Origin of the sequence: Acinetobacter sp. 826659, from assembly GCF_000588515.1 — a bacterium.
Classification (GTDB): domain Bacteria; phylum Pseudomonadota; class Gammaproteobacteria; order Pseudomonadales; family Moraxellaceae; genus Acinetobacter; species Acinetobacter pittii.
This window is the reverse complement of record NZ_JFYD01000005.1, coordinates 79,393-103,419: the sequence shown is the minus strand read 5'-3', so window position 1 is coordinate 103,419 and position 24,027 is coordinate 79,393. Positions and strand designations below refer to the sequence as shown.

At 34.6% G+C, this 24,027-nt stretch carries 24 protein-coding genes and 1 tRNA gene; 16 read left to right on the top strand and 9 right to left on the bottom strand.

What is annotated here, in order from left to right; genetic code table 11:
• Positions 1-14 precede the first annotated feature (14 nt).
• Together queG and bioB are read left to right on the top strand one after the other, a co-directional pair.
• A complete protein-coding gene (queG, locus tag J663_RS11505; RefSeq protein ID WP_033850158.1) occupies positions 15-1,115 on the top strand; it encodes a tRNA epoxyqueuosine(34) reductase QueG in 1,101 nt (366 codons plus the stop codon).
• An 87-nt stretch (positions 1,116-1,202) separates the two neighbouring features.
• On the top strand, positions 1,203-2,192 hold the full coding sequence (bioB, locus tag J663_RS11500; protein ID WP_033849814.1) for a biotin synthase BioB: 990 nt from the start codon (positions 1,203-1,205) through the stop codon (positions 2,190-2,192).
• 48 nt (positions 2,193-2,240) lie between these two features.
• Here bioB and J663_RS11495 read toward each other — a convergent pair whose 3' ends face one another.
• Both J663_RS11495 and J663_RS11490 read right to left on the bottom strand, forming a co-directional pair.
• On the bottom strand, positions 2,241-2,453 hold the full coding sequence (locus tag J663_RS11495; RefSeq protein WP_002121471.1) for a hypothetical protein: 213 nt from the start codon (positions 2,451-2,453) through the stop codon (positions 2,241-2,243).
• Positions 2,454-2,516: 63 nt separating this feature from the next.
• Positions 2,517-2,867, bottom strand: a complete 351-nt coding sequence (locus J663_RS11490) for a hypothetical protein (RefSeq protein ID WP_017386793.1) — start codon at positions 2,865-2,867, stop codon at positions 2,517-2,519.
• 409 nt (positions 2,868-3,276) lie between these two features.
• On the opposite strand from J663_RS11490, the gene J663_RS11485 reads away from it, so the two are divergent.
• The 5 genes from J663_RS11485 (at position 3,277) to J663_RS19475 (ending at position 9,015) form a co-directional block, all read left to right on the top strand.
• The gene (locus J663_RS11485; protein ID WP_014206555.1) at positions 3,277-3,849 is read left to right on the top strand and encodes a fimbrial protein; all 573 of its coding nucleotides are present in this window, start codon (positions 3,277-3,279) and stop codon (positions 3,847-3,849) included.
• A gap of 73 nt (positions 3,850-3,922) precedes the next feature.
• On the top strand, positions 3,923-4,666 hold the full coding sequence (locus J663_RS11480; RefSeq protein WP_033849813.1) for a molecular chaperone: 744 nt from the start codon (positions 3,923-3,925) through the stop codon (positions 4,664-4,666).
• 139 nt (positions 4,667-4,805) lie between these two features.
• Positions 4,806-7,262, top strand: coding sequence for a fimbria/pilus outer membrane usher protein (locus J663_RS11475; protein WP_081404735.1), 2,457 nt, complete (start codon positions 4,806-4,808; stop codon positions 7,260-7,262).
• Positions 7,259-8,278 carry a fimbrial protein gene (locus J663_RS11470; protein WP_033849809.1) on the top strand — a complete coding sequence of 340 codons (1,020 nt, stop codon included), beginning with the start codon at positions 7,259-7,261 and terminating at the stop codon, positions 8,276-8,278. Before J663_RS11475 ends, J663_RS11470 begins: the two co-directional genes overlap by 4 nt.
• 557 nt (positions 8,279-8,835) lie before the next feature.
• Entirely contained in the window at positions 8,836-9,015 is a 180-nt protein-coding gene (locus tag J663_RS19475; RefSeq protein ID WP_033849807.1) for a hypothetical protein, read from the top strand.
• A gap of 53 nt (positions 9,016-9,068) precedes the next feature.
• Here J663_RS19475 and J663_RS11460 read toward each other — a convergent pair whose 3' ends face one another.
• Positions 9,069-9,920: a LysR family transcriptional regulator gene (locus J663_RS11460; RefSeq protein WP_033849805.1), complete on the bottom strand. Its 852-nt coding sequence runs from the start codon at positions 9,918-9,920 to the stop codon at positions 9,069-9,071.
• A 94-nt stretch (positions 9,921-10,014) separates the two neighbouring features.
• On the opposite strand from J663_RS11460, the gene J663_RS11455 reads away from it, so the two are divergent.
• From J663_RS11455 to J663_RS11445, 3 genes are all read left to right on the top strand, one after another.
• Positions 10,015-10,944, top strand: a complete 930-nt coding sequence (locus J663_RS11455; protein ID WP_005076361.1) for a DMT family transporter — start codon at positions 10,015-10,017, stop codon at positions 10,942-10,944.
• 236 nt (positions 10,945-11,180) lie between these two features.
• Entirely contained in the window at positions 11,181-11,645 is a 465-nt protein-coding gene (locus J663_RS11450) for a hypothetical protein (RefSeq protein WP_014206549.1), read from the top strand.
• A 241-nt stretch (positions 11,646-11,886) separates the two neighbouring features.
• On the top strand, positions 11,887-13,302 hold the full coding sequence (locus tag J663_RS11445; RefSeq protein ID WP_033849803.1) for a purine-cytosine permease family protein: 1,416 nt from the start codon (positions 11,887-11,889) through the stop codon (positions 13,300-13,302).
• 49 nt (positions 13,303-13,351) lie between these two features.
• On the opposite strand, the gene J663_RS11440 is transcribed toward J663_RS11445, so the two are convergent.
• Positions 13,352-13,789 (bottom strand): PACE efflux transporter, encoded by a 438-nt coding sequence (locus tag J663_RS11440; RefSeq protein ID WP_032003483.1) that lies wholly within the window; start codon positions 13,787-13,789, stop codon positions 13,352-13,354.
• Between the two features lie 89 nt (positions 13,790-13,878).
• Here J663_RS11440 and J663_RS11435 point away from each other — a divergent pair, with 89 nt between their 5' ends.
• Both J663_RS11435 and J663_RS11430 read left to right on the top strand, forming a co-directional pair.
• On the top strand, positions 13,879-14,763 hold the full coding sequence (locus J663_RS11435) for a LysR family transcriptional regulator (RefSeq protein WP_033849801.1): 885 nt from the start codon (positions 13,879-13,881) through the stop codon (positions 14,761-14,763).
• 1,115 nt (positions 14,764-15,878) lie between these two features.
• Positions 15,879-15,955: transfer RNA gene (locus tag J663_RS11430), tRNA-Ile, on the top strand.
• A gap of 170 nt (positions 15,956-16,125) precedes the next feature.
• Here J663_RS11430 and J663_RS11425 read toward each other — a convergent pair.
• The gene (locus J663_RS11425) at positions 16,126-16,989 is read right to left on the bottom strand and encodes an iron-containing redox enzyme family protein (RefSeq protein ID WP_033849799.1); all 864 of its coding nucleotides are present in this window, start codon (positions 16,987-16,989) and stop codon (positions 16,126-16,128) included.
• A gap of 278 nt (positions 16,990-17,267) precedes the next feature.
• On the opposite strand from J663_RS11425, the gene J663_RS11420 reads away from it, so the two are divergent.
• The 3 genes from J663_RS11420 (at position 17,268) to J663_RS11410 (ending at position 19,483) form a co-directional block, all read left to right on the top strand.
• On the top strand, positions 17,268-17,840 hold the full coding sequence (locus J663_RS11420; RefSeq protein ID WP_005802380.1) for a TetR/AcrR family transcriptional regulator: 573 nt from the start codon (positions 17,268-17,270) through the stop codon (positions 17,838-17,840).
• 186 nt (positions 17,841-18,026) lie between these two features.
• Positions 18,027-18,572, top strand: coding sequence for a 1-acyl-sn-glycerol-3-phosphate acyltransferase (locus J663_RS11415; protein WP_017386783.1), 546 nt, complete (start codon positions 18,027-18,029; stop codon positions 18,570-18,572).
• 161 nt (positions 18,573-18,733) lie between these two features.
• Positions 18,734-19,483, top strand: coding sequence for a YebC/PmpR family DNA-binding transcriptional regulator (locus tag J663_RS11410; protein WP_002114471.1), 750 nt, complete (start codon positions 18,734-18,736; stop codon positions 19,481-19,483).
• A gap of 45 nt (positions 19,484-19,528) precedes the next feature.
• Here J663_RS11410 and J663_RS11405 read toward each other — a convergent pair whose 3' ends face one another.
• Positions 19,529-19,999 carry an Lrp/AsnC family transcriptional regulator gene (locus J663_RS11405; RefSeq protein ID WP_033849797.1) on the bottom strand — a complete coding sequence of 157 codons (471 nt, stop codon included), beginning with the start codon at positions 19,997-19,999 and terminating at the stop codon, positions 19,529-19,531.
• 345 nt (positions 20,000-20,344) lie between these two features.
• Between J663_RS11405 and J663_RS11400 the strand changes: the two genes are divergently transcribed.
• Complete coding sequence (locus J663_RS11400) at positions 20,345-21,658, top strand: DcaP family trimeric outer membrane transporter (RefSeq protein ID WP_033849795.1); 1,314 nt, start codon at positions 20,345-20,347, stop codon at positions 21,656-21,658.
• Between the two features lie 51 nt (positions 21,659-21,709).
• On the opposite strand, the gene J663_RS11395 is transcribed toward J663_RS11400, so the two are convergent.
• From J663_RS11395 to J663_RS11385, 3 genes are read right to left on the bottom strand one after another with little or no spacing between them, the layout of a single operon-like run.
• A complete protein-coding gene (locus tag J663_RS11395; protein ID WP_002114298.1) occupies positions 21,710-22,453 on the bottom strand; it encodes an amino acid ABC transporter ATP-binding protein in 744 nt (247 codons plus the stop codon).
• Between the two features lie 13 nt (positions 22,454-22,466).
• Positions 22,467-23,144, bottom strand: a complete 678-nt coding sequence (locus J663_RS11390; protein ID WP_016145033.1) for an amino acid ABC transporter permease — start codon at positions 23,142-23,144, stop codon at positions 22,467-22,469.
• Positions 23,145-23,146: 2 nt separating this feature from the next.
• The gene (locus J663_RS11385) at positions 23,147-23,989 is read right to left on the bottom strand and encodes an amino acid ABC transporter permease (protein ID WP_002114400.1); all 843 of its coding nucleotides are present in this window, start codon (positions 23,987-23,989) and stop codon (positions 23,147-23,149) included.
• Between the last annotated feature and the right edge of the window lie 38 nt (positions 23,990-24,027).

The window sequence follows — 24,027 nt, the reverse complement described above, 5'->3', positions numbered from 1 at the left end:
TTGCATTTTGGTTTATGACATCTTCCGACACATCACGCATTGCAGTGCAACAAATTGATCCACATGAATTAAAAGCATGGATCAAAGCTCAAGCATTAGACTTGGGTTTTGCTGATTGTGTCATCGCAAAACCAGATGCTCAAGAGCAAATGCCACGTTTTTTAGAGTATCTTGAACGTGGTTATCATGCAGATATGACTTATTTAGAAGAAAATCTAGAAAAACGAGCTGATCCAACACTATTAGTGCCTGGCACAAAAAGTATTATTTGTGTCCGCATGAATTATCTTGTGGAATCGCCAAAACCACGATATGTACCTTTAGAGCCTAATTCTGCCATTATCGCCCGCTATGCACGTGGCCGTGATTACCATAAAGTCATGCGTGGTAGATTGAAAACCCTAGCAACACGAATTCGTGAAAAAGTTGGTGACTTTGAATCTCGTCCTTTTGCAGATTCGGCACCTATTTTTGAAAAATCATTAGCTGAAAGTGCTGGAATGGGTTGGACGGGTAAACATACTTTGCTCATTCATAAAAAGTCAGGTTCTTTTTTCGTATTAGGTGAGCTATTTACGTCACTCGATTTACCTTTCGACGAGCCTGCAACAGCACATTGTGGTTCTTGTAGCGCTTGTATTGATATTTGCCCGACGCAAGCAATTGTCGAGCCTTATATGTTAGATGCAAGACGTTGTATTGCCTATTTAACAATCGAATATAAAGGAATTATTGCTGAAGAATTACGTGCAGGTATTGGAAACCGAATATTTGGTTGTGATGACTGCCAGTTAATTTGTCCTTGGAATAGCTTTGCCAAAACAGCATCTATTTCTGATTTTAATCCTAGACATGGGTTAGATAATATTAGTCTGCTTGATATCTGGCAGTGGGATGAAGCCACTTTTTTAGCCAATACGGAAGGTAGCCCTATCCGCCGGACAGGTTATCAATCATTTAAACGTAATATTGCAATCGGATTAGGAAATGCTCCTTATTCAAAAGAAATTGTAGATCACCTACAAAATGGCAAAAATTTACATGACGAAATCGTCAATGTGCATATTGATTGGGCAATTGAACAGCAACTTAATCAACTTCAGCTATCAAATTAAAAAAATGATGTTTTTTGCCCTATAGCTTTAATACGAATTCTGTATGATTATGTATAGTGAATTAATGCCATCATCATGGATATGACAATGACTCTACGTAATGATTGGAATCGTGAAGAAATCCAAGCTTTATATGAACAACCTTTTTTGGATTTAGTTTTCAAGGCTCAGCAAGTACATCGTGAGCACTTCACTGCCAATTCAATTCAGGTCAGTACCCTTTTATCTATTAAAACGGGTAAATGTCCTGAAGATTGTAAATACTGCTCACAATCGGCACATTACGAATCAAAACTAGAAGCAGAAAAACGTATTGCTGTTGAAAAAGTGATTAGTGAAGCGAAAGCTGCAAAAGATTCAGGTTCTTCACGTTTTTGCATGGGTGCTGCTTGGCGTAACCCACATGAGCGCGATATGCCTTATGTTTTAGAAATGGTACGTGAAGTTAAAGCATTAGGTATGGAAACCTGTATGACTTTAGGGATGCTTAACCAATCTCAAGCAGAACGCCTAAAAGTTGCTGGTTTAGATTACTACAACCACAATTTAGATACATCTCGTGAGTATTATTCTCACATCATTAGTACTCGTACTTTTGATGACCGTTTAAATACCCTTGATTATGTTCGTCAAGCTGGTATGAAAGTTTGTAGTGGCGGTATTGTGGGTTTAGGCGAAAGTCGTGAAGACCGAATTGGTTTATTACATGAACTAGCTACCCTACCAATTCATCCTGAATCTGTGCCAATCAATATGCTTGTTCCTATTGAAGGAACACCTTTAGCTGATGTTGAAAAGCTTGATGTTATTGAGTGGATTCGTACTATTGCTGTGGCGCGTATTATCATGCCGCATAGTTATATCCGTCTCTCTGCTGGCCGAGAATCATTAAGTGATTCAGACCAAGCATTAGCATTTATGGCGGGGGCAAACTCATTATTTTCTGGTGATAAAATACTAACCACACCAAAAGCCGGTGAAGGTAAAGACCAAGCTTTATTTAATAAACTAGGTTTAACGGCTGAAAAACCAAAGCCAACAGTTGCTGATTTATCAGTAGATGCAATGAGTGCTTAACTCAAATTAGAAAATTTAAAAGCCCTGATTATTCAGGGCTTTTTTCATTTATATAGAAGTTACTAATATTCCGTAAGTAGCATTTAGAAAGGTTCCGACTCGAATAATATCCTTTCCTGCTGCATGCGTTACTGTGAATTCTTGGCTCAACACATCAAAATTAAAAGAATCAAAAACATCTTGATGGTGTAAAAGCCAAGTCACCGTATCTGCTACATTTTCATCCGCAATATAAGTTAAGGCCTTAAAGTCTTTACTCATAAATAACTCTTAAAAATAAATTTTATGAATTTTATATGAGTTAACTGTACCTTAAAAGAAAATCTAAGCTGCTTTAGGATTTACTAACGAATGACCTGACAATAGACTTGCCAAGGCTTGAGGTGTAAATTCTAAAGAAAGTACATGATTTTTGAGATTGACTGAATGCTTGCTAATTAATGGAAGTAAGCCATCTTCTGTTTCAAAGACATATTCATCTGCAATATTTAAGATACCTTCAAGGTTTGTCGTACTTGAAGCAAGATCATGGCTAAAGATGTCATAAATCGTTTGCAAGTTAAACGTTGTTTGCTGCTCCGTCGGATGCTTGATGAGATAATCCTTTAAAAATAAAACTAATTTATGAGCAAAGAAAAAGTAATTAGGTTTATAGCTATACTTCATAGTATTCATGGAACTGAACTCCAGATTATCTTTTATTGAATTACAACTAAAACAGTAGGAATTGAATCTTAAAAAATTCTTAAAAAATTAAATATATTTATAAGATATACACAAAATAATTTTATTTTTAAAAAACAATAACTTAATCAAATATATTAGATATTTATTATCTTAAATATTTTAAAATTACATTAATTCAATACAATACAATCACTTAGATATTACTAATTTTTAAATTCTATTTTAAACAAAAACTAACCAATTATTTTACCAACTGATAAAAAATAATTTATTTAATTTTTATTAATAAAAACAATTAATCAAAATATATATAAATATAATGTTTTCCTTGTTTTTTGATTGAAAAGTGATATATTTCCTTCGCCTTACTTAATCAGAATAAACTTACTGAAAAGTAATGGATTTTATTTTAAAAAGCTATTCTGGGGATTTTATGAAAAAATTTATTTTTGTGGCGGCAGTTTCTCTCTTAAATATAGCAAATGCACAAGCAGCAGATGGCACAATTACTATTAATGGTCTTGTCACGGATAATACTTGTACTATTGATACTGGAGATAAAAATTTAACAATCAATTTGCCTACTGTTTCATCTCAAACCTTAAAAAATGCTGGTGATGTAGCTGGTCGTACACCTTTTCAAATTAATTTAACGAACTGTACCGCTGCAGGTAAAGTCGCAACTTATTTTGAACCAGGCGCAACCGTTGACTTTAATACGGGTCGTTTGTTAAACCAAGCAACTTCTGGTGCAGCAACAAATGTAAATATTCAGTTACTTGGCAGTAATAACGCTGTAATTCCTGTACTTGCTACAAGCACAAATGAAACTCAAACGAACTCACAATGGGTAAATGTTTCAGCAGGCGGTAGTGCTGATCTTAACTATTATGCTGAATATTATGCTACAGGTGCTTCTACTGCTGGTACGGTAACATCGCAAGTAAAATACACGATCATTTATCAATAAACTTAAAAATGAAGCTTCTATTCATGAATAGAAGCTATCTCCTTCCTATTATTTGTTATTGAGAATATGACTGATGCTTTTTCGTGGTCGTAAATTTTTTTGGGGATTAGTTTGTCTGCAAGTAGCGCTCACTACTACAGGTCATGCTGAGATTGTTTTACATGGTACTCGTGTCATTTATCCTTCAAATGCCCGTGAGATCACATTACAACTGAGTAATAACGGCACGGCCCCGTCTCTTGTTCAAGCATGGATCGATGATGGAAATGCAAAGTCAACACCAGATGAAACAAATGTACCTTTCATTATTACCCCCCCAATTTCACGAGTAGAGGCAACTAAGGGGCAAACCTTAAGAATTACAGCTTTACCTACTACATCTCAACTAAGCCAACAACAAGAATCTATTTTTTGGCTTAATGTTTTAGATATCCCTCCTAAACCTGAAGGGAGAACTCAACAAGGTCAAACCACAACAACCTCTAACAATTTTTTGCAACTCGCTGTTCGTTCGCGAATTAAATTTTTTTACCGCCCTATAGATCTAAAAGAAAATATTGATCAACTAAGTGACAAAGTCGTGTGGGAAATAAATGATCAATATCTAATGATAAAAAATCCGACACCTTTTTTTCTTACTATTACCTCCATTTTTCAAGGAAGTGAAAGCCATAAAACAGACTTATTGCAACAAGGCTTAATGATTGCCCCTTTTTCAGAGGATAAAATTAAACTAAAAAATAAAAACTTAGCCGATATGAGCTTTGTATATATCAATGATTACGGTGGACGAGTTGAGCACCCAATAAAATTCTAACCTCATTGTGTTACTTAAGAAAATTTAAAACCTATCATGAATAGGCTCTAGAACTATGTCTAAATGGTTTATACCTTATATATGTTTAAAAAGCCCCTTTACTTGGTATTTCGTCTCAAGTATTACGCTATTCATGCCTGTGGCTATATATGCTGAAAATAATACTGATGCTCCACATTTTACAAAGGCTGAATTTGATAGCAATTTCTTAGTAGGTAATGCACAAAAAATTGATATAGCTCGCTTCAAATACGGAAACCCGATCTTGCCTAGTGAATATAGCTTAGATGTTTATATTAATGGTCAATGGCTGGGTAAACGGCGTATGCGATTTACTGCCTCAGCTCCTAACACAAATGCTGAAACATGTTTTACAGAGGCCATGTTGCTTGAATATGGCGTAAAAGCTGATGTTCTAAGTCAACATGACTCTAATTCATCTCTTTCATGTAAAGCTCTCGCTTCATGGATAGATAGTGCTTTTTATGTATTTGATAGTTCCCGTTTAAGAATTGATATTTCGATCCCGCAAGTCGTCTTAGAAAAAAATCCGCAAGGCTATATCGATCCACATTTGTGGGATCGTGGTATTAATGCAGCTTTTTTAAGCTATAACGCCACAGCATATCGAATAGTCAATGAACAACATGAAAATAGTTATGCTTTTATGGGAACCAATCTTGGAGCAAATTTAGCAAGTTGGCAGTTTCGCCATAATGGTCAATGGAAATGGCAAAGCCAATCTAATTCTCAATCTAATAATTCTTCTTATACCTCGACAAATACATATGTACAAAAGGCATTTCCAGATATCCATGGTGTTGTGACTTTAGGAGATTATTTTACTAATAGCGATTTTATTGACTCTCTACCCTATCGTGGAATGAATATTTCAAGTGATGACAGAATGCTTCCAAATAGTATGCTCGGTTATGCTCCAAAAGTTCGAGGTTATGCCAAAACCAATGCAAAAGTCGAAGTTAGACAACAAGGTAATTTAATTTACCAAACCACAGTCCCACCAGGAAACTTTGAAATTAATGATCTCTATCCCACAGGATTTGGAGGTGAGTTACAAGTTTCGGTACTTGAATCTAATGGAGTAGTTCAAAAATATTCTATTCCATATACTTCTGTGATTGAAATGCTACGTCCTCAAATGAGCCGATATTCATTCACCTTAGGACAATTTCGAGACCCAAACATTAAGTTAACTCCATGGCTAATACAGGGTAAATATCAACGCGGAATCAATAATTACCTTACAACTTATAGCGCAATTCAAGGAACACAGCAGTATTTCTCTGTATTGTTAGGTACAGCTTTTTCAACGCCTATTGGCGCTATTTCTTTTGATGCAACACATTCAAATGCCAATTTTTCCTATCAACCTAAAATGACAGGGCAAAGTTATCATCTAAGTTACAATAAGTTATTTTCTCCAACGCATACTAACTTAACACTAGCAACTTATCGTTATTCAACACAAAACTATCTCAAACTACGTGATGCAATTTTAATTCGGGACTTACAAGAGCAAAACATTGATAGTTTTTCGGTAGGTAAGCAAAAAAGTGAATTTCAGATTAATTTAAATCAAGCTCTTCCAAACCAATGGGGAAATTTCTATTTAGTAGGTTCGTGGACAAACTATTGGAACCAGTCTACTACTAATAAGCAATTCCAATTAGGTTATAACAACCAATTTAAAGATTTAACTTATAGTTTCTCTGCAATTAATAGTGAAACTATTGAAGCTGGTGGGCGAGCTAACCAAGATAGTCAATACCTCATTTCTCTATCCTTTCCCTTAGATTTTAAGAAAAGCTCTTTAAATTTTAATAGTCTTATAAGTGAAGATAGCCAAATTCTGAGTTTTAGCGGTTTTACAGGAAACCGGTTGAATTACGGCGCATCAATTTCCAGTCAAAACCATGGGCAAACGAATCTCAATATCAATGGTAACTATAAGACAAACTACACAACATTAGGTGCTTCATTTAGTTACGCTGACTCATATCAACAAGAAATGCTTAACTTGAGTGGCAGTATCGTTGCTCACTCCCAAGGAATTCTGTTTGGTCCAGATCAAGCTCAAACAATGGTTTTAGTTTATGCCCCAGATGCAACAGGAGCACAAGTCGGTAATACACCAGGCCTCAGCATAAACAAAAAGGGATATGCGGTTATCCCCTATGTTACGCCTTACCATATGAATGACATTAGCCTTGATCCGCAAAACATGTCCACACAGGTTGAGCTAGCTGAAAGTAGCTTACGTATTGCTCCCTATGCAGGCTCAATCACTAAAGTTCAATTCACAACAAAAAAAGGTTACGCACTTTTTATCAGCCCAACCACTTTAGATGGCTCACATTTACCTTTTGCCGCACAGGTATATAACCAAAATAACGAAGTGATAGGTATTGTTGCGCAAGGCAGCCGTATTTATTTACGAACCCCCTTAACCCATGACCTTTTATATGTGAAATGGGGAGAAAGGAGTACTGAAAAATGCGAACTTGAATACGATATCACGGATCAAATAAAGCATAACAATCAATCAATTATTATGACAAAGGCAGTCTGTAAATGAATAAGATTTTAAAAAAAATTGGATTTTTGGCAGTGAGTCTATTTGCTTATAGCCATACAAATGCAAATTGTAATTTAAGTAAGGGATTTACCACCGTCGATATCCCGATGAACATTGGTAAAATCGTCGTAAAACCGACTGACCCTATAGGGACTATCTTACAAAGGAATACTTTTACGATTTCTCCCAATAATTCTACTGCAACATGTAGTCGTGCTAGTGATCAAATTATTGCGGCTCTCCCCTTAAATTATCCAGTTAGCCCAATAGGTAATAATGTATATGCAACCAATATTCCCGGTATTGGTATTCGTCTTTATCGTGAAGCAGCAGATGCTTCAGATTTTTCTGGGTATTACCCATATAGACGTACTTTAACCCCAAATACTGCATATACCCTTTCACCGGGATATTTTGTTATGGAAGTCATTAAAACATCCATGACTACAGGTTCAGGAGCATTAGTAGCAGGACGTTACAGCACCTATTATGTATCAGGTCAACAAAATCGTCCATTTTTAACTACCACAGTATTAAGTAATGCTCCTATTCTGATCGCGTCTTCATCGTGTGAAATTCAAAATGGTGTAGATATACCTATTCAACTCCCGACTGTTACAAAGTCAGGTTTTAAAGCGATTGGTTCAACACAAGGTGAGCAGAGTTTTAATCTATCGATTTTATGTAACGGCGGTGAAAATAACTCGGGTATAGCAACAAGTAACACCATCAGCTTAAGTTTTGACTACAATTCTGATCCCCAAAATAATCAGGTCATTAATAATAGTGCCGCGAACTCAACCAAAGCCAATGGCGTAGGTGTAGAACTATTATGGAATATGAATGGTGCCAATAACCCAATTCAAAAAACAATAAAACAAAATATAGGCATAGTCAGCTCTAATCAGACTATAGAGTACGATATCCCCTTAACTGCTCGTTACTATCAAACAGCGGCTAATGTAAGCGCGGGTGAGGTTACGGCAACAGCAACTGTAACTATTCAATATGATTAATTTATCTCTTAAAATTTATTAAAAATAATTAAGCTTAGCTCAGCTAAATAATCTTAAAATTTAACGCTTCAAAAATTTTGTAGTTATATTAAAAAGTCACATAAAAAAATGCTCATAAGCAAAATAGCAAATGAGCATTAGTGATAACCACTTAACCTGAAATACAAATTGTGGGAAATAGATCACAATTTGCATAACTATAATTCCAAAATTTAGCTTAAAAATCAAGTCTTTTTTTTAACGAAAAATTAAATAAGCACAGTAAACTATTGTTTTATATTAATTAAAAAATTAAATTTATTTTTTACATTCCTATTTTATAGTGTTTCTAAAGAATTATCATTCTATTAATTAATAAAAACTTAATTTTAAGAAAAAATGAAAGAAATTGATTTATATGACCTAAAAATAATTTATTTATTTTTCAAAAGCTTAATAAAAAACGAATTTTATGAAATTATAAAGAATTACATAATCTATAATAAAAAAAACATAAATAAATTTAGAAATCCCCTTCAATTACAAACAATATTCTTAGGCTTTTATCAGAACGTAACATGCTCATTTTTTGGAAAATATTATGTATTGTTTTACTAGGTCTAGGAGCTGCAAGTATAGGTTACGCGATCAGTAAAATTGATCTTTTTCTTTTCCTCATAGGGCTACTTTTACTAATATCTTTTATTTTAGCTTTAAAACAGGCACGTGAAGATGCAGGCTTTTTTTCTGATAACTAGATGAAACCACTTGGGTGTAACTATCAATAACTACCTTGTTTATTAAAGAAAATTTATATTTTGAAAGGTTCGAAGCAGCTTACTAGAAAATCCATTACTGCACGTATTGCAGGGCTATGCCGTAAATCTTCGTGTGTGACTAACCATATTTCAGCACTCATCGGATAATCATCTTGTAATCTGACCAAATTGCTAATAGCTCCTAAAAAATCAGGTAAGACCGCTAAACCAATTTCTCCACATGCAGCTCTCCACTGTAACTCTGGATTATTGGTAACCATTATAGGTTCTTTATGATTTAACCTTTCTTTTAACTTTTTTTGTTTTTGACCATGCACTCCCCCCACTTCTACACTAATCCACTCATAATTTTCAGGATCTGTTGAAGCTAAATAATTTGGACCTCCATATATTCCAAAAGGTATTTCACCTACTTTGCGAGCAACTAAATTTTCATCTTTGGGACGTCCAAATCGTACCGCAATATCAGCCTCACTATGCTGTAAAGAAACATAATGAACATCACCGAGCACCCGTAATTTTAATTGCGGATAATGGCGATAAAATTTACCCAAATGAGGCATGATGAGATGTGCAGCAGTTAAGGGAGGCATACTAATAGAGACACTTCCCATTACTTCTTGCTGACCTGCTTGAGTTAAACGCTCGATAGAAAAAGTTTCTTCCATCATACGAGCAACTACTTGTGCAAGACGCTCTCCGTCAGGAGTCAGAATGTATGTCCGTGGTCTACGATCAACTAATTTAAGTTTTAAATTTTGTTCTAGCTGGGCAATTCTTCTAGATACAGTTGCATGATCTACTCCCAATTTTCTGGCAGCAGCAGAAAGTGACTTTTCTTCGTTAAAAACTGAAAAGTAATGCAAATTTTCCCAATCAATCATTGTGCAAATTTTCACATTAGAAGTGTATTAATATGGAATTGTACACCTTTATAGATTCGTCGAGAATAAAACCTTTCTTAATGGGAGCCTGTCCATGAACAGAACGGTGGCTTATGCCTATGCTGGTGTTGTCTTAACGATGTTTTTTTGGGGATCAGCATTTAATGCAATGTCTTATATTATTCAACATATGCCCCCGTTATCTGCTGCGTCTGAACGTTTTTTTATTGCAAGTCTAGGCTTACTCTTAATCTTTTCAATAACAGGCCAGCTTAGATGGACAGCCTTAAGACAGAATCTAGCTATCTATCTGATTATTGGTATTATCGGAATTGCGGGATTTAACATTGGCTGTTTTTATGGACTTCAAACCACATCAGCTGTTAACGGTGCTTTAATTATGGCAACCACGCCATTAATGACTCTATTAATGACAATCCTTTTAGATGGTGAAAAACTTACTACTAATAAATTCTTAGGCGTTTTATTTGGCTTAAGTGGCGTGTTACTAGTGATTAGTCAGGGACATATAACGACTTTGCTGCACCTCAAAATAGACATTGGAGATCTATTTATATTATTGGGTGCATTTGGGTTTTGTCTTGCAAATGTACTGTCTCGCCGTTATGTAAAAAATGCTACTCCCTTAGAAACAACAACTTTTTCTATGCTGTTCGGGGCAATAACACTTGGTTTGTTGAGTGTGATATTTGAAGATCCTCTTACAGCGATTACATCTGCCCCTATAAATGCGCACTTAGCCATGGGATATGTTGTTATCTGCTCTACCATGATTGCTTATCTATTCTGGTTTAATGGCATACAAAAGTTAGGTGCTGGTCGTGCTTCTGTCTTTTTTAACTTTGTGCCAGTGTTCAGTATGATAATTGCTCTACTTACTGGACAAGCCCTCAATATCTGGCAATTAGTAGGAACAGTTTTAGTAATGCTTGGTGTAATGAGTAGCGGAGGATTTTTTAAAATTAAAAGCACTCCACTTATGGCAAAACATTGTACAAAATAAGAAATATGCTGCTACATTAAAAATCTATACTTAATATGTAGCAGCATTTCAAGTATATAAATTATTTCTCAACAATTTCTTTAAATTCTTATATTTTCAAAATATTTTTTACATTTGTGATGGTTTATACAAAAGCTCATCTTAATTATTCCGTTGTAACAAATACTGTATGTTTCTTTAAAACTTAATAAAAGATTGCCATATATAGTTTTAAAACAACCAAAGGAGATATTAAAATGAAGCTGGATTTTACAACAATTGAAAAGCAAGCCAAATTGCTACAAGAAGAGCAAGAAAAGATCGAGCAACGAGATCATGAATTTCAAGTTGCCTTAGATAAACACAGAGAATCCCTTAAGAATTTATTTAAAGATCTTTTCTCTGACAGAGAAATTAAGACAGAAAATGGAGGCCACTTCTGTGTAACCTTCGGAGATTTCAAAATTTCCTTATTGATTGAAACTGCTAAATTTGAAAATGGCGTTCCTGTAAAATTAAACTCCGTAAATCCTGTTATTATTAAATGCAAGAAAGATAAGCCTATTGCAAAAGCACAGTTTACAGATGCAACCCAATATCTAGATAACCATTTAGACACTCCAAATTATCAGTATTATTTTAAGCAAGAAGATAAGACCCAACTGGTACAATTTTCTGAACTTCCCACTTATTTCCAACTAGTTTTAGACGCAAATGCATAAAATCGAGCCCTCTGTAGAGGGCTTTTTCATATATTATTTTTTTATCATTTAACTTTTAAAAAATAAAATCAGTCAAATACTTTTTCTATTTATCTATGAATTATTTAACTCAATTTTAACGTCCAATACTTCAAAAATATTTGATTCTTCTTAAATTTACTTGTATATACATGATTATATTTGCTTATACAAATATGAATAAATAAGAATAGGATGGCTCTTAAAGGATAAGGAGAGTGAAATGGACTCATCGGCTGGTAAACCTAATAGTAGTTTTATAGAAAACCGAAGCATCGACTTTATTCCTGAAAATGAAAGACATGGCGGAGTATTTGCTCAATTTACCCTATGGTTTGGTGCCAACTTACAAATCACAGCCATTGTGACTGGCGCGCTAGCCGTTGTGTTAGGCGGAGATGTTTTTTGGTCTATTATCGGCTTATTAGTAGGACAATGTTTTGGTGCTGCCGTCATGGCACTGCATGCTGCCCAAGGTCCTAAACTTGGCCTCCCTCAAATGATTTCAAGTCGTGTGCAATTTGGGGTTTATGGCGCGTGCATTCCAATCATACTTGTTTGCCTTATGTATATTGGTTTTACCGCAACTGGAGAGGTATTAGCGGGTAAAGCAATTGCACATTTGGCACATGTCAGCAACACAACTGGTATCTTAATTTATGCAAGTTTAATCATTTTATTCGCAACGATTGGATACCGTTTAATCCATTTGGTAGGCAAAGTAGCCAGTATTATTGGTTTGATTGCTTTTGTGATTATTTTGACTCAGATCTTCGCACTTTCTGATTTTTCTGAACTCTTAGCAGTACGTCATTTCAGCTGGTCTTCATTCTTGTTAGCAGTTTCCCTTTCTGCTTCTTGGCAAATCTCTTTTGGTCCCTATGTTGCAGATTATTCTCGATATCTTCCAACTAAAACATCTTCATCTCGTGTTTTTTGGGCTGTCGGCTTAGGTTCTTTAATTGGCTCACAAATTTCTATGAGCTTAGGCGTTTTAATCGCTCAGGTTGCGAACGGCAATTTTGTAGGAAATGAAGTTCAATATGTTGTTGGTATGAACCCAATTGCCCTCGTCGTGATCTTTCTATATTTTAGTATCGCTTTTGGGAAAGTTACTCTAACGACCTTAAATGCCTATGGCAGTTTTATGTGTATTGCTACGATTTGGAATAGTTTCAAATCGACAAATCAAATCTCAAAAATAACAAGATTACTGATTGTCCTTGCTATGGTTGTAGTCTCAACCTTTATTGCAATTATAGGTGAACATACTTTTTTAAGCGCCTTTAAAGCATTTATTTTGTTTTTACTCACCTTTTTTATTCCGTGGAGTGCCATTAATCTTGTTGATTACTACTTTATCTCTAAAGAAGAATGTGATGTAGATGCACTCTATGATCCAAATGGTAAGTATGGCCGTTGGAATCGGATTGGAATTACCTGCTACTTTCTAGGTATTTTGATTCAACTGCCATTTATTGATAGTAAATTTTATACGGGACAAATTGCGGCAATGCTAGGAGGAATCGATTTATCGTGGCTCGTAGGGCTTATTTCTACTGCTTTGATTTATTACATTTTCGCCAAGAAAGCTCAATTAAAGTTTTCAAAACAGTTAGTCATTGATCAAATCAAATAATGAAACTAGATAAGCTATCAACGTCGATTACCTTGATAGCTTTTTACGGTTATTCTGATAGCGCTTTAGCCTGTGCCGAAATAGGCAATCCAAATAACTTATCAAAACTCCAATTAAATATAAAAGTATAGATAGGAATAATGATAATAAAGGCCACATCTAACCAAAAAGCAGCAATCAAGGAAATATCCATCCACCATGAAATAAGAGGAATTAAAAACAGAACCAAAGTAAGCTGAAAACCGATGGCATGTCCAACTCTACGCTTAACTGTACGGATATGACTGCTTTGTTTAGCTTCCCATTTCTCATATAAAATATTGTAGATAAAATTCCAAGTTACAGCGATGGTCGTAATCATGACAGATAGTGGTCCAGTATGTTCAACACTATCACCTGCCAAAATCGCTAATCCTACTGATGAAATAACCATTCCGATTATTTCATAGGAAGAAACATATACTATTCGACGCTTTATACCTTGCATAATCACTAAACTCTGCTTAATTCCTTATATTTTAATTTCAGTCAAAATCATATATAAAGTTAATAGCTTTCAGTTTAGCTGATATCAAAATGAATTTTAACAGTGAAAATATTGAACTTTTCATAACCGTACTCGATACGGGTTCTTTCTCTGCGGCTGCTCGTAAACTAAATCGAGTCCCCTCAGCAGTAAGTATGGCCGTTGCTAATTTAGAAGCAGAATTGGGTTATATATTATTTGAACGGACTCCTCGAAAGGTCATTCCTACAGCTACAGCATTAGCCTTGGAACCTCAAGCACGGATCATTTCTGAACAACTTAGGCTATTTAGCACTCATGCACATGAACTTTCTTTAGGACTTGAAAGTAAATTGCGTATTGGCGTTGTTTCCGATGTAAATACAAAATTATTATTCCATTCAATAAAGAAACTAGCCGATAAATTCCCTTTACTGAACATAGAAGTTATTACTGCTCCCCAAGACGACATTGTTAATTTACTTTATACGGAGCAAATCAGTCTTTGCTTAGCGGGTTCAGACCTCAATATAAAAATGCGCGAGAATCTACAATTGGTAATGACTGAAACAGTGGCGGCTACGATTTCTTCTAACCATGCTCTTCTACAAGATAGAACAAAGCAGTTTTCTATTGAGGAATTAATCAATATTAGACAAATTGTTGTGGCGAGTAGTGAACATGAAATGAAAGATCCCCGTTCAATTATTGGTGCAATGCACTGGAAGACCAATAGTCTACAAACAGCAATTAATATGGTTGAAGCTGGACTTGGTTGGGGAAATTTTCCATTATCACTAGTACAAGATAAAATTGATCAAGGTCACTTAGTCCTTTTAGATTTTAAAAATACAAAAAATCATTTACCTCTATCTATTTATTTAATTTGGCTCCAAGACCGCCCTTTACCTAAAGCAGCTAGAGAGTTAATTCAAATTATTCAAGAAAATTTATAAAACTTTATAGGTTAGTTCTGAAAGTCTAAGGATTTTTATAATTTTGATTCTTGTTAAATCTAGTTTATTTAAAGCTTAAGCTCATTACTCTGTACCATATCTCTAAATACTACTAAAAACAAAAAGCCTACTTAGAAAGTAGGCCTCTTGTTGTATTTCAGGATTAAGCAATAATATTTTGTTTTGTAAAAAATACACTTATACTTTATTAAAACCAAGTGTTTTAGTCAAGAATAAAGTTTATAAGATACAAACATTTGTATTGTTGTGAAGACAATCACAATTTAGGTTTCATATAGAAAATACTTTAGAGACGGAAAGGTATTTTAATGATAAAAATTTCTATTATCACCCTTAACAGCTTCTTTAGAAAAACACAATAAACACCTTAAGAAAAAGTATTATATTTTAATTAAATTTATTTGCATCAAAAAAAAATTAATCCATTTATTCGTTAGTTTTATGTTTCATTATTAAAGTTGTTAACTTTATATCTTAATGTTTACTTTTTTAAGTTGAGTTTAAATTTCAAGCTAATCTAAAAATTAATGATGCTATTTTCTAAAGTCATTTAGCCCTAATAGTCTATGTTCTTTACTATATAGACTAGAACTTATTAAGGGAATTATTTCAACCATTATTTTTCGAAAGATATAGTTAAAAGATGATTTATTATATATCTAAAGCTTAATGACAATATGAAAATATAGAAACTTTTATATAGTATTTTTAATCTCCATTTATATTTATCTTAAATAAGTTTTTCTAATTCTATATTTTCACAATACTTAAACAGCACACCCACACTCCCTGATTATATTTTAAACAAAATTTATTTTATATAAATTAATGTCTCAAACTACAAATACAATTAAGTCATCGTCACAATAGATTGTTGGAATAAATTCTAATTGATCGATAAATAACTTTTCCCACTTTACTCTTGAACTACACATAAGCTAGAATCACTATCGCTTGAAATATTAACCAATAAGACACAATATTTTTGGGTTTAGTTTGCGTCTACTTCAGAAAATGACTTGTGTTTAATTAAAAAATTGATTAGTATTGCACGCACTGAAAAGCATTGAGATTAAAAGCTTTTCTGACTTATAGGGCCTATAGCTCAGTTGGTTAGAGCAGCGGACTCATAATCCGTTGGTCCACAGTTCAAGTCTGTGTGGGCCCACCAAATACCGAACCTCATAAACAAAAAGTTTATGGGGTTTTTTTAATATATATCCAAATAAAATATGCTTTACTCTTATAAAAAATACTCAAAATTTAAATTTATTTTATCACTAAATTTTAGATGTTTTAAAATACACTTACGTTCCGTACTAAATATCCATCTTTCATCTATTAAGCTAAGATTTGCTTTCGCATGGGCTCAGAATTCTCTAATTGTGTATCCCAAAACTTTTCCCATAAATCACAATACTCTAAGCATAATTTTTCAATATAATTATAGTCTTCTTCTGTACAAGCTTGCATCAAGACATACCATAAATCTTCTTCATGATCATCATCTGCTGCTTCAGCACTTTCATCCTCAGAAATACCATGTACATGATAATAACCACCACCCTCCACATCTAGACCAACTGCCTTAGTTGCTCTACGTAAAGGTGGACTATATAGAATGACTTCTTCCTCTGCGACTGCTAATAAGGCTGAAACAGCTTTATAGTCATCATAAGCATTTTCTAAAAATACTCTAACCTGATCTGCAATTTCAGTCGGATGATAAGTTAGCCGATCTTGTTCTGTAATACCGAAATCATTCAATATATCTTCAAATAAAGGATAATGAGCATATTCAGGGTTTCCCTGATAGTAGCCATCTTTATCCAATCCTGGACGAAATCCAAACTCATCAAAAATATTTAAACTCAAAAGAAAACGCGGGAACATTTTTGCACCAGCATGCAATCTCGGCTCTAATTGTTTAGTTTGAAATTGAGCCATGAGCAATGCATCAGTAAAAGTTTGCACAATTGCATGACGATACTCTAAATGAATTTTTTTTAAATCTTCTTTATTAATTTCGCCATTATTTAAAGTATCGATTGCAGGATGATGAGATACAGGATGTTTTGCAATCTTTGCTCTTAAATGAGTCAAAAAGTTTGAATTTTTTTCCCATAGTTCAGCTGAAATGCTTTGTTTCATCCCTGTAAGCGCTTTCTTTCTAGGATTATTAAAATTCTCAAATTTCTTAGGCATATCCGCTCTCATTAAACTTATTGAAGCATGATCGATTTTTACATATTTTATTATAAAAACAATGACTTAAATTAATATTTAAATATGTTCCTTCATCGATTAATATTAGAATTAAAATCGTACGAAATCAAATGAAAAATTAAAAAAAACTTCAATTAATGATAATCATTATCACAATCTCAACTTGAATCAAAATCAGTTTTTTATTATCATAATTTGTATTAAAAATTTAATATTTTAGATTAAGTTATAATTAGTTTTAACTATATGGAATAGTAATGTCAAAAAAAGAAGATATTATAAATACTGCTTTAAATTTATTTAATCAGATTGGGTACAATGCTACTGGTGTTGACCGTATTATTGCTGAATCAAATGTTGCAAAAATGACTTTTTATAAATATTTTCCGTCAAAGGAAAATTTAATTATGGAATGCTTGCAACATCGAAATATAAATATTCAAAACTCAATCAATGAACAATTAAGTTTACATCAAGATGCTAGTCCTCTTGAGCAAATTCATATTATTTTCAATTGGTATATTGAATGGATCAATAGCGAAACATTTAATGGCTGTTTATTTAAAAAGGCATTTATTGAAGTATCTAAACAATATACTTCAATTCGCGAACCCTTTTATGAATATACAAAATGGTTGACTAACCTATTACATGAAAAGCTTAATCAATTAGGTATAGAAAATCCAACTCCCCTTGTTCATATCATTATTTCTATTATTGATGGGATGATTATTGATGGAACGACCGATAAAAACCTTATTAACCCTGAAAAAATTTGGAAATATATTGAATATTTAATTAATGAAGAGATACCACAGCCAGTATCTTAATTTTAAAATTATCTAGGTTTATTACTTTCAGACGAAGTTTGAGAAAAATAAAAAAAGAACTTTTAAAGTATTTTAGAACTTAGATAATCCTTAACTTTTGTGCTCTACTTTAGCTTTCATAATTTTTCTAGGCTTTTTTACAAACTCATATTAGAATCCTGAAAATTTATCAATTTGCACTGATGTATGAAAAAATTTCTAGGTAACTCTATCTTTAAAGCCGTTGGTTGGACCTACAATGTAGACCCACAAATTCTTGAGAAAAAACAAGTTATTATTGGCTTTGAACATACCTCAAATCTAGATGCAGTGCTCTCGATTGCCCTCTTCCAAATGTTAGACATCAAAATTCATACTCTAATAAAGAAAGAACTTTTCAAAGGCCCCCTTAAGCCAATTTTAGAAAAATTGGGTGGCATTCCTGTTGATCGTAAAGCAAGTAAAGATATCGTTTCGCAAATGGTTGAACAATTTCAAACCCATGAAACTTTTAACTTAGTGATTGCTCCAGAAGCTACACGTGCTAAAGATGGCTCTGAACGTAAGCCTATCCGTACAGGTTTTTGGCATATTGCAAAAGCAGCCAATGTTCCTATTGTTTTAATGTATGCCAATGCTCGAAGTAAACAAGGTGGGATTTTAGGTAAAATTTACCCGACTGATTTACAAAAAGACTTGGAAACCATTAAAGAGTTATATGCTCAATTTGACATAGATGTAAAAATTAACTAAATCAAATTGGACTTGATCTGACCTAATCTCACTCATTAGGTCTTAAGCTTATTGTTCTTATTCAATTGGCTAACAAAACGCAGGGCAACAGTTTTCAACAAAACCAAGCCTATGCTAATATTCCAGCACTTTTGCATTTTCTTTTTTTGGAGTTCACGTCCATGGCGGGTCATTCTAAATGGGCCAATATTAAGCATCGTAAAGCTAAACAAGATGCAAGTCGCGGTAAGGTTTTTACTAAATATATTCGTGAAATTGTGACTGCTGCCAAACTTGGTGGTGGAGATCCTGCTAGCAACCCTCGTCTGCGTGCAGTAGTTGAAAAAGCTCTCTCAGTTAATATGACACGTGACACCATTAACCGTGCTATCCAACGTGGTGCTGGTGGTGAAGATAATGATGATCTAAAAGAAGTAACTTATGAAGGTTATGGTGTTGGCGGGGTTGCTGTTCTTGTTGAAACAATGACAGATAACTTAAACCGTACAGTACCAGACGTACGTCACTGTTTTAGTAAAACAAATGGTAACTTAGGAACTGCGGGTTCTGTATCTTATCTATTTACTAAACGTGGTGAGATTACTTTTGAAGATGTTTCTTTAGAAGATAAAATCATGGAAGTTGCTTTAGAAGCTGGCGCTGAAGATATTGAAGTTTCAGAAGATGAAATTTTGGTAATCACTTCACCAGAAACTTTCGGTGAAGTACAAGATGCCCTTACTGCTGCTGGTTTAAAATCTGATAACGCAGAAGTTGTGATGAGTCCATCTACAAAAGCTGAAATTACAGATGTTGACCAAGCAAAACAAATTCTTAAAATGATTGATATGTTTGAAGATCTTGACGATGTACAAAACGTTTATACTAACGTTGAATTCTCGGATGAGGTTTTGGCTCAACTTGATGCTTAAATCAAACATTTGAATCAAAGAAAACGCACCAAATGGTGCGTTTTTTTATAGTTTATTGAGTAAGTTATAACAATTAAACACATTATATTCTTTAATGACAAAGCTAGAATGCAAAGCAACTACATTGTCGATTTTTCCAATACGTCTTAATAAAATTTCACTGTAGTCATCCATGTTGCGTGCTACAAGCTCTAAAATAAAATCAGCACTCTGACCCGTTACCAAGAATGCATTGGTTACTTCTGGAATTGCTTCTATTTCAGCCAGAAACTTATCAAATGTTTCACTATCATGTTTACTCAATGAAACTTGCAATAAAATATGTAAAGTAAAACCAAGCTTACTAAAATTAATTTCCCTTTTGAGCTGTCCCATGATGTTGGCTTCAATCAGGTGCTTAATACGGCGATGCACAGAACTGACTGACAGATTGATCCGTTCTGAAAGTTCATTCAAATTTAAGTCTTCATGAGACAAAATTTCTAGAATTTGTTTATCAAAACGATCTAACTCCACTCTTATCTCCAGCCAGAATTTCACAGTAAAGACAGTATAACCCTATACCATCACCTCTGCATTGAAAATACAAAGGTTTATGGGTAGCAAAACTCTATTTCTTTTATAGAGCTTAAGTCTTTTATGCCTTTTAAACGTGCAAGTAGTGTCAGAGGCGGTTCATTTTAGAGAGTCAGTTTTATGCTTAAATCTGATTTATCGATGCAAAATTCTTATTCTCACTACCATTTGAGGCTAAAAAGGAAGTAATCATCAAAATTTGGCTATTTTTCAAGTTTCTTAAAGTTGGCATCATTTTTGTTATGTATTTGCAGGAAAATTTTTATCCATGTCGGGGGAGTTCCTGTGAATAAGATCAAAACACTAGTGTTAGCAATGAGTTCTTTAGGTGCAATGAGCGTGACGATGCCTGTGCATGCCGCTACAGATGCTGAAGTTAACGCCTTACGTGATGAAGTAAAGGAGTTAAAACAACTTGTCCAGAAACTATCTGATCAACAAAAAACAGCTTTAACTGTCACTGCTCCAGCAACAATTCCCGCAGCACCTGCCACCCCTATACCTCCTGCATCAAAACCAGGTTGGATGGCTATGGCCGATGGGCAAACTCAAGTCAAGCTTTATGGTAGTGTTCGCGCAGATGCAACCTATGACTTTAAAGGTTCAAATGGCAGTATTTCAAATGGTGCCAATTATCCACTGAATAAAGATGATCCAAAACAAGACTCACTCAATGTATCTGCAGCAACTTCACGAATTGGCTTAGATATTACTCGTCCAACTCAATATGGAGATTTAACAGGTAAAATTGAAGCCGATTTCATGGGTGGCAATGGAGATAATGGCAATGGTACTTTCCGTGTTCGTCATGCCTATATGTCTTTAGGAAAATGGTTAGTTGGTCAAACAACCTCACCCTTTGTAAACACAGATACATCACCAGAAACAGTAGATTTTAATGGCGCTATTGGTACAGGTACTACACGTACAGTACAGGTTCGTTACACCCAGCCAATTAATGCACAACAAAAAATATTAGTTGCCTTAGAGGGTGGCGATGTTGAAAAAGCTGGTAATGCTGCCGGTGGAAGCCGTTTTCCTGCTTTAACAGCACGATATGATTTCAAAACTACGGATAACAAAGGCCTATTACAGTTACATGGTCTTGCCCATGAAAACCGTGTAGCTCCAAAAGATAGTACTTCTGAAGAGAAATTTGGCTGGGGTGTAGGCGTTGGTGGTAAATATGATTTAACGCCTCAAGATAGCGTAGTTGCTAACTACTATCATGTTAAAGGCGATGGCCGTTATTTACTTTATAGCAATTCGGCTTATAACTATGACACAACAACACAAGATATTAATTTAGGAGAATTCGATAGCGCAGTAATTGGATATCAACGTAAATGGAGCCCTATTCTGCGTTCTACTTTTGCTGTAGGTGGTATTCAATACAAAGATGATAATGTCTATGCTAATAGCAATTTAACCAATACCAGCTATAACAAAGAAATTTATAACGCTTTAGTCAATTTAATCTGGAACCCAGTTAAAAATATTGATTTAGGAGCAGAATATACTTACGGTCAACGTGAAACTTTTGCAGGTGACAAGGGTGATTATTCACGTATTAACCTGCTAGCAAAGTATAGCTTCTAAAAATTAGATATAAAAAAAGAGCCTTTAATGGCTCTTTTTTTATTAGGGTTATTAGTGCATCGCCTGAATTTTTTCTAAGAAAAGTTTAGCACGCTCATGACGAGCTTCTAAATTATCAAAGAACTCATGGGTTGGGCAGTCTTCTAAAATTTTACCTTCATCCATAAAAATTAAACGGTTAGATACTCTTTTAGCAAAGCCCATTTCATGCGTAACACACATCATGGTCATGCCTTCATGTGCGAGCTGTACCATAACTTCAAGTACTTCCCCGACCATTTCAGGATCAAGTGCAGAAGTTGGTTCATCAAACAACATACAGATTGGGTCCATAGATAAACCACGTGCAATTGCTACACGTTGCTGCTGACCACCCGATAACTGGCCAGGAAATTTATCTTTATGAGCAAGTAAGCCTACACGCTCTAAATATTTCAGACCTTTTGCACGAGCATCTGCAACTGAACGCTTTAACACTTTAACTTGAGCAATTGTCAAATTTTCCAAAACAGTCATATGCGGAAAAAGTTCAAAGTGCTGAAAGACCATTCCTACTCTTGAACGGAATTTAGCAAGATCTGTTTTTGGATCTTTAAGCGAAATTCCATCAACAATAATGTCACCTTGTTGAAATGGTTCTAAAGCATTTACTGTTTTGATGAGTGTTGATTTTCCTGAACCAGATGGTCCGCAAACAACAACGACATCACCTTTTTCAATACTCGTCGTGCAATCTGTTAAAACCTGAAAATCACCATACCATTTAGAGATATGTTGGATGTCTATCATTGGCATTTAAAATCTCCAATTAGCGAATGATGGCAATTTTTTGCTGTAAGCGTTTGACTAAATGCGACAGCACAAACGAGCTACAGAAATACACTACAGCGACGATTAAATAGAATGTTGCTTTTGTTTCAGGTCCATAAGTATTAGCCAATGTATCTGCACGACCTAAAAAGTCAGGTGCACTAATCACATAAACTAAAGAGATGTCCTGAAATAGAATAATTGTTTGAGTTAACAATACTGGGAGCATGTTACGAAAGGCTTGAGGTAATACCACGTAGCGCATTGATTGACCATAGGTAAAACCTAGCGCATAGCCTGCATGTACCTGACCTTTTGAAATAGACTGAATTCCAGAACGTACAATTTCAGAGAAAAAAGCTGCTTCAAAAATGGCAAAAGTTACAACACTCGAAAACAACGGTCCCCAATAGGTATCAGATTGAAACTCAAATATTTTCGGCAACAAAAAGTAGAAGATAAAGATCACCTGAATCAGTGGAATACCACGAAACAGATCAACATAAAATTTTGCAAAATTACTTGCGATGGCATTGCTAGATAAACGCATCATTGCCAATGGGGTTCCAATTAGGATACCGCCCATCATTGCTAATACCGTTACGGTAAGCGTAAAAATGAAACCTTCTTTGAGTGCCGCGATCACATCAGGGTTTTGTAATAAAGAAAAATCCATGATTACTTCCCTCCTGAACCTAAGCCAGGTACAGCCATTCGTTTCTCAATCCATGCCATCACAAACTTAATGCTATAAGTGATAATCAAATAAACAGGTGTAGAGAGAATAAGAATGATAATGTCCTGAGAAGTTTCTTCACGCATGGTTTTCGTGTAAGCAAAGAAATTCAATACACTCAACGCATATAAAACAGCTGAATTTTTAAAAACGTTCATTGCTTCAGATGTAATCGTTGGCCATACGGTACGATATGCAACCGGTAAAATGACATAACGATAGCTTTGTGCAGTAGTAAAACCCATAGCGGAAGCTGCGAACTTCTGTCCACGAGAAACGGTATTAATTCCGGCACGTATGTGCTCAGATACACGGGCAGCCGTGTAGAGACCTAATGCAAAAACACCAATAACCGCAGGTTGCTGATTTAAAATATTTTTCCACCAACCACCAGCAACTACATCCCCACTACCTGCACTTAAGCTGTCCGGTAAAAACTCGGGAAAAACAAAAGCCCAGAAGAATAGTTGCACAATAAGTGGAATATTACGGAAAATTTCAACGTAACAATTGCCGATAAATGCGAGAGGTTTGTTGGGTAATGTACGAATTACCCCTAGGAGAGAACCTAATAAAAATGCGATAAGAAAGGCTATAATAGCTGTCCAAACCATAGTGAACACGCCTGAACCTAACATTTGTAACCATGTGGGTGCCTCAGCATAAGCATTGTAGCTTGAGCTACCAATAGCTTTACAAACTGATTCTGCCCATGCGGCTTTATCGACACCATATTCATTAGACTCCGCACAGAATATAGTCCAGTTTAGCGAGCCGACTGACATGTTTGCCCCTTAAATTAATATCTTTAGAAAATAGACCA

Excerpts from the sequence above, each read along its gene's own strand:
- J663_RS11425 (WP_033849799.1), bottom strand. The coding sequence starts at position 16,989 with ATGCCTAAGAAATTTGAGAATTTTAATAATCCTAGAAAGAAAGCGCTT.
- J663_RS11470 (WP_033849809.1), top strand. The coding sequence starts at position 7,259 with ATGAATAAGATTTTAAAAAAAATTGGATTTTTGGCAGTGAGTCTATTT.
- J663_RS11445 (WP_033849803.1), top strand. The coding sequence starts at position 11,887 with ATGGACTCATCGGCTGGTAAACCTAATAGTAGTTTTATAGAAAACCGA.
- J663_RS11480 (WP_033849813.1), top strand. The coding sequence starts at position 3,923 with ATGCTTTTTCGTGGTCGTAAATTTTTTTGGGGATTAGTTTGTCTGCAA.
- queG (WP_033850158.1), top strand. The coding sequence starts at position 15 with ATGACATCTTCCGACACATCACGCATTGCAGTGCAACAAATTGATCCA.
- J663_RS19475 (WP_033849807.1), top strand. The coding sequence starts at position 8,836 with ATGCTCATTTTTTGGAAAATATTATGTATTGTTTTACTAGGTCTAGGA.
- J663_RS11460 (WP_033849805.1), bottom strand. The coding sequence starts at position 9,920 with ATGATTGATTGGGAAAATTTGCATTACTTTTCAGTTTTTAACGAAGAA.
- J663_RS11450 (WP_014206549.1), top strand. The coding sequence starts at position 11,181 with ATGAAGCTGGATTTTACAACAATTGAAAAGCAAGCCAAATTGCTACAA.
- J663_RS11390 (WP_016145033.1), bottom strand. The coding sequence starts at position 23,144 with ATGGATTTTTCTTTATTACAAAACCCTGATGTGATCGCGGCACTCAAA.
- J663_RS11415 (WP_017386783.1), top strand. The coding sequence starts at position 18,027 with ATGAAAAAATTTCTAGGTAACTCTATCTTTAAAGCCGTTGGTTGGACC.
- J663_RS11385 (WP_002114400.1), bottom strand. The coding sequence starts at position 23,989 with ATGTCAGTCGGCTCGCTAAACTGGACTATATTCTGTGCGGAGTCTAAT.
- J663_RS11485 (WP_014206555.1), top strand. The coding sequence starts at position 3,277 with ATGGATTTTATTTTAAAAAGCTATTCTGGGGATTTTATGAAAAAATTT.
- J663_RS11410 (WP_002114471.1), top strand. The coding sequence starts at position 18,734 with ATGGCGGGTCATTCTAAATGGGCCAATATTAAGCATCGTAAAGCTAAA.
- J663_RS11420 (WP_005802380.1), top strand. The coding sequence starts at position 17,268 with ATGTCAAAAAAAGAAGATATTATAAATACTGCTTTAAATTTATTTAAT.
- bioB (WP_033849814.1), top strand. The coding sequence starts at position 1,203 with ATGACTCTACGTAATGATTGGAATCGTGAAGAAATCCAAGCTTTATAT.
- J663_RS11455 (WP_005076361.1), top strand. The coding sequence starts at position 10,015 with ATGAACAGAACGGTGGCTTATGCCTATGCTGGTGTTGTCTTAACGATG.
- J663_RS11435 (WP_033849801.1), top strand. The coding sequence starts at position 13,879 with ATGAATTTTAACAGTGAAAATATTGAACTTTTCATAACCGTACTCGAT.
- J663_RS11490 (WP_017386793.1), bottom strand. The coding sequence starts at position 2,867 with ATGAATACTATGAAGTATAGCTATAAACCTAATTACTTTTTCTTTGCT.
- J663_RS11495 (WP_002121471.1), bottom strand. The coding sequence starts at position 2,453 with ATGAGTAAAGACTTTAAGGCCTTAACTTATATTGCGGATGAAAATGTA.
- J663_RS11440 (WP_032003483.1), bottom strand. The coding sequence starts at position 13,789 with ATGCAAGGTATAAAGCGTCGAATAGTATATGTTTCTTCCTATGAAATA.
- J663_RS11395 (WP_002114298.1), bottom strand. The coding sequence starts at position 22,453 with ATGCCAATGATAGACATCCAACATATCTCTAAATGGTATGGTGATTTT.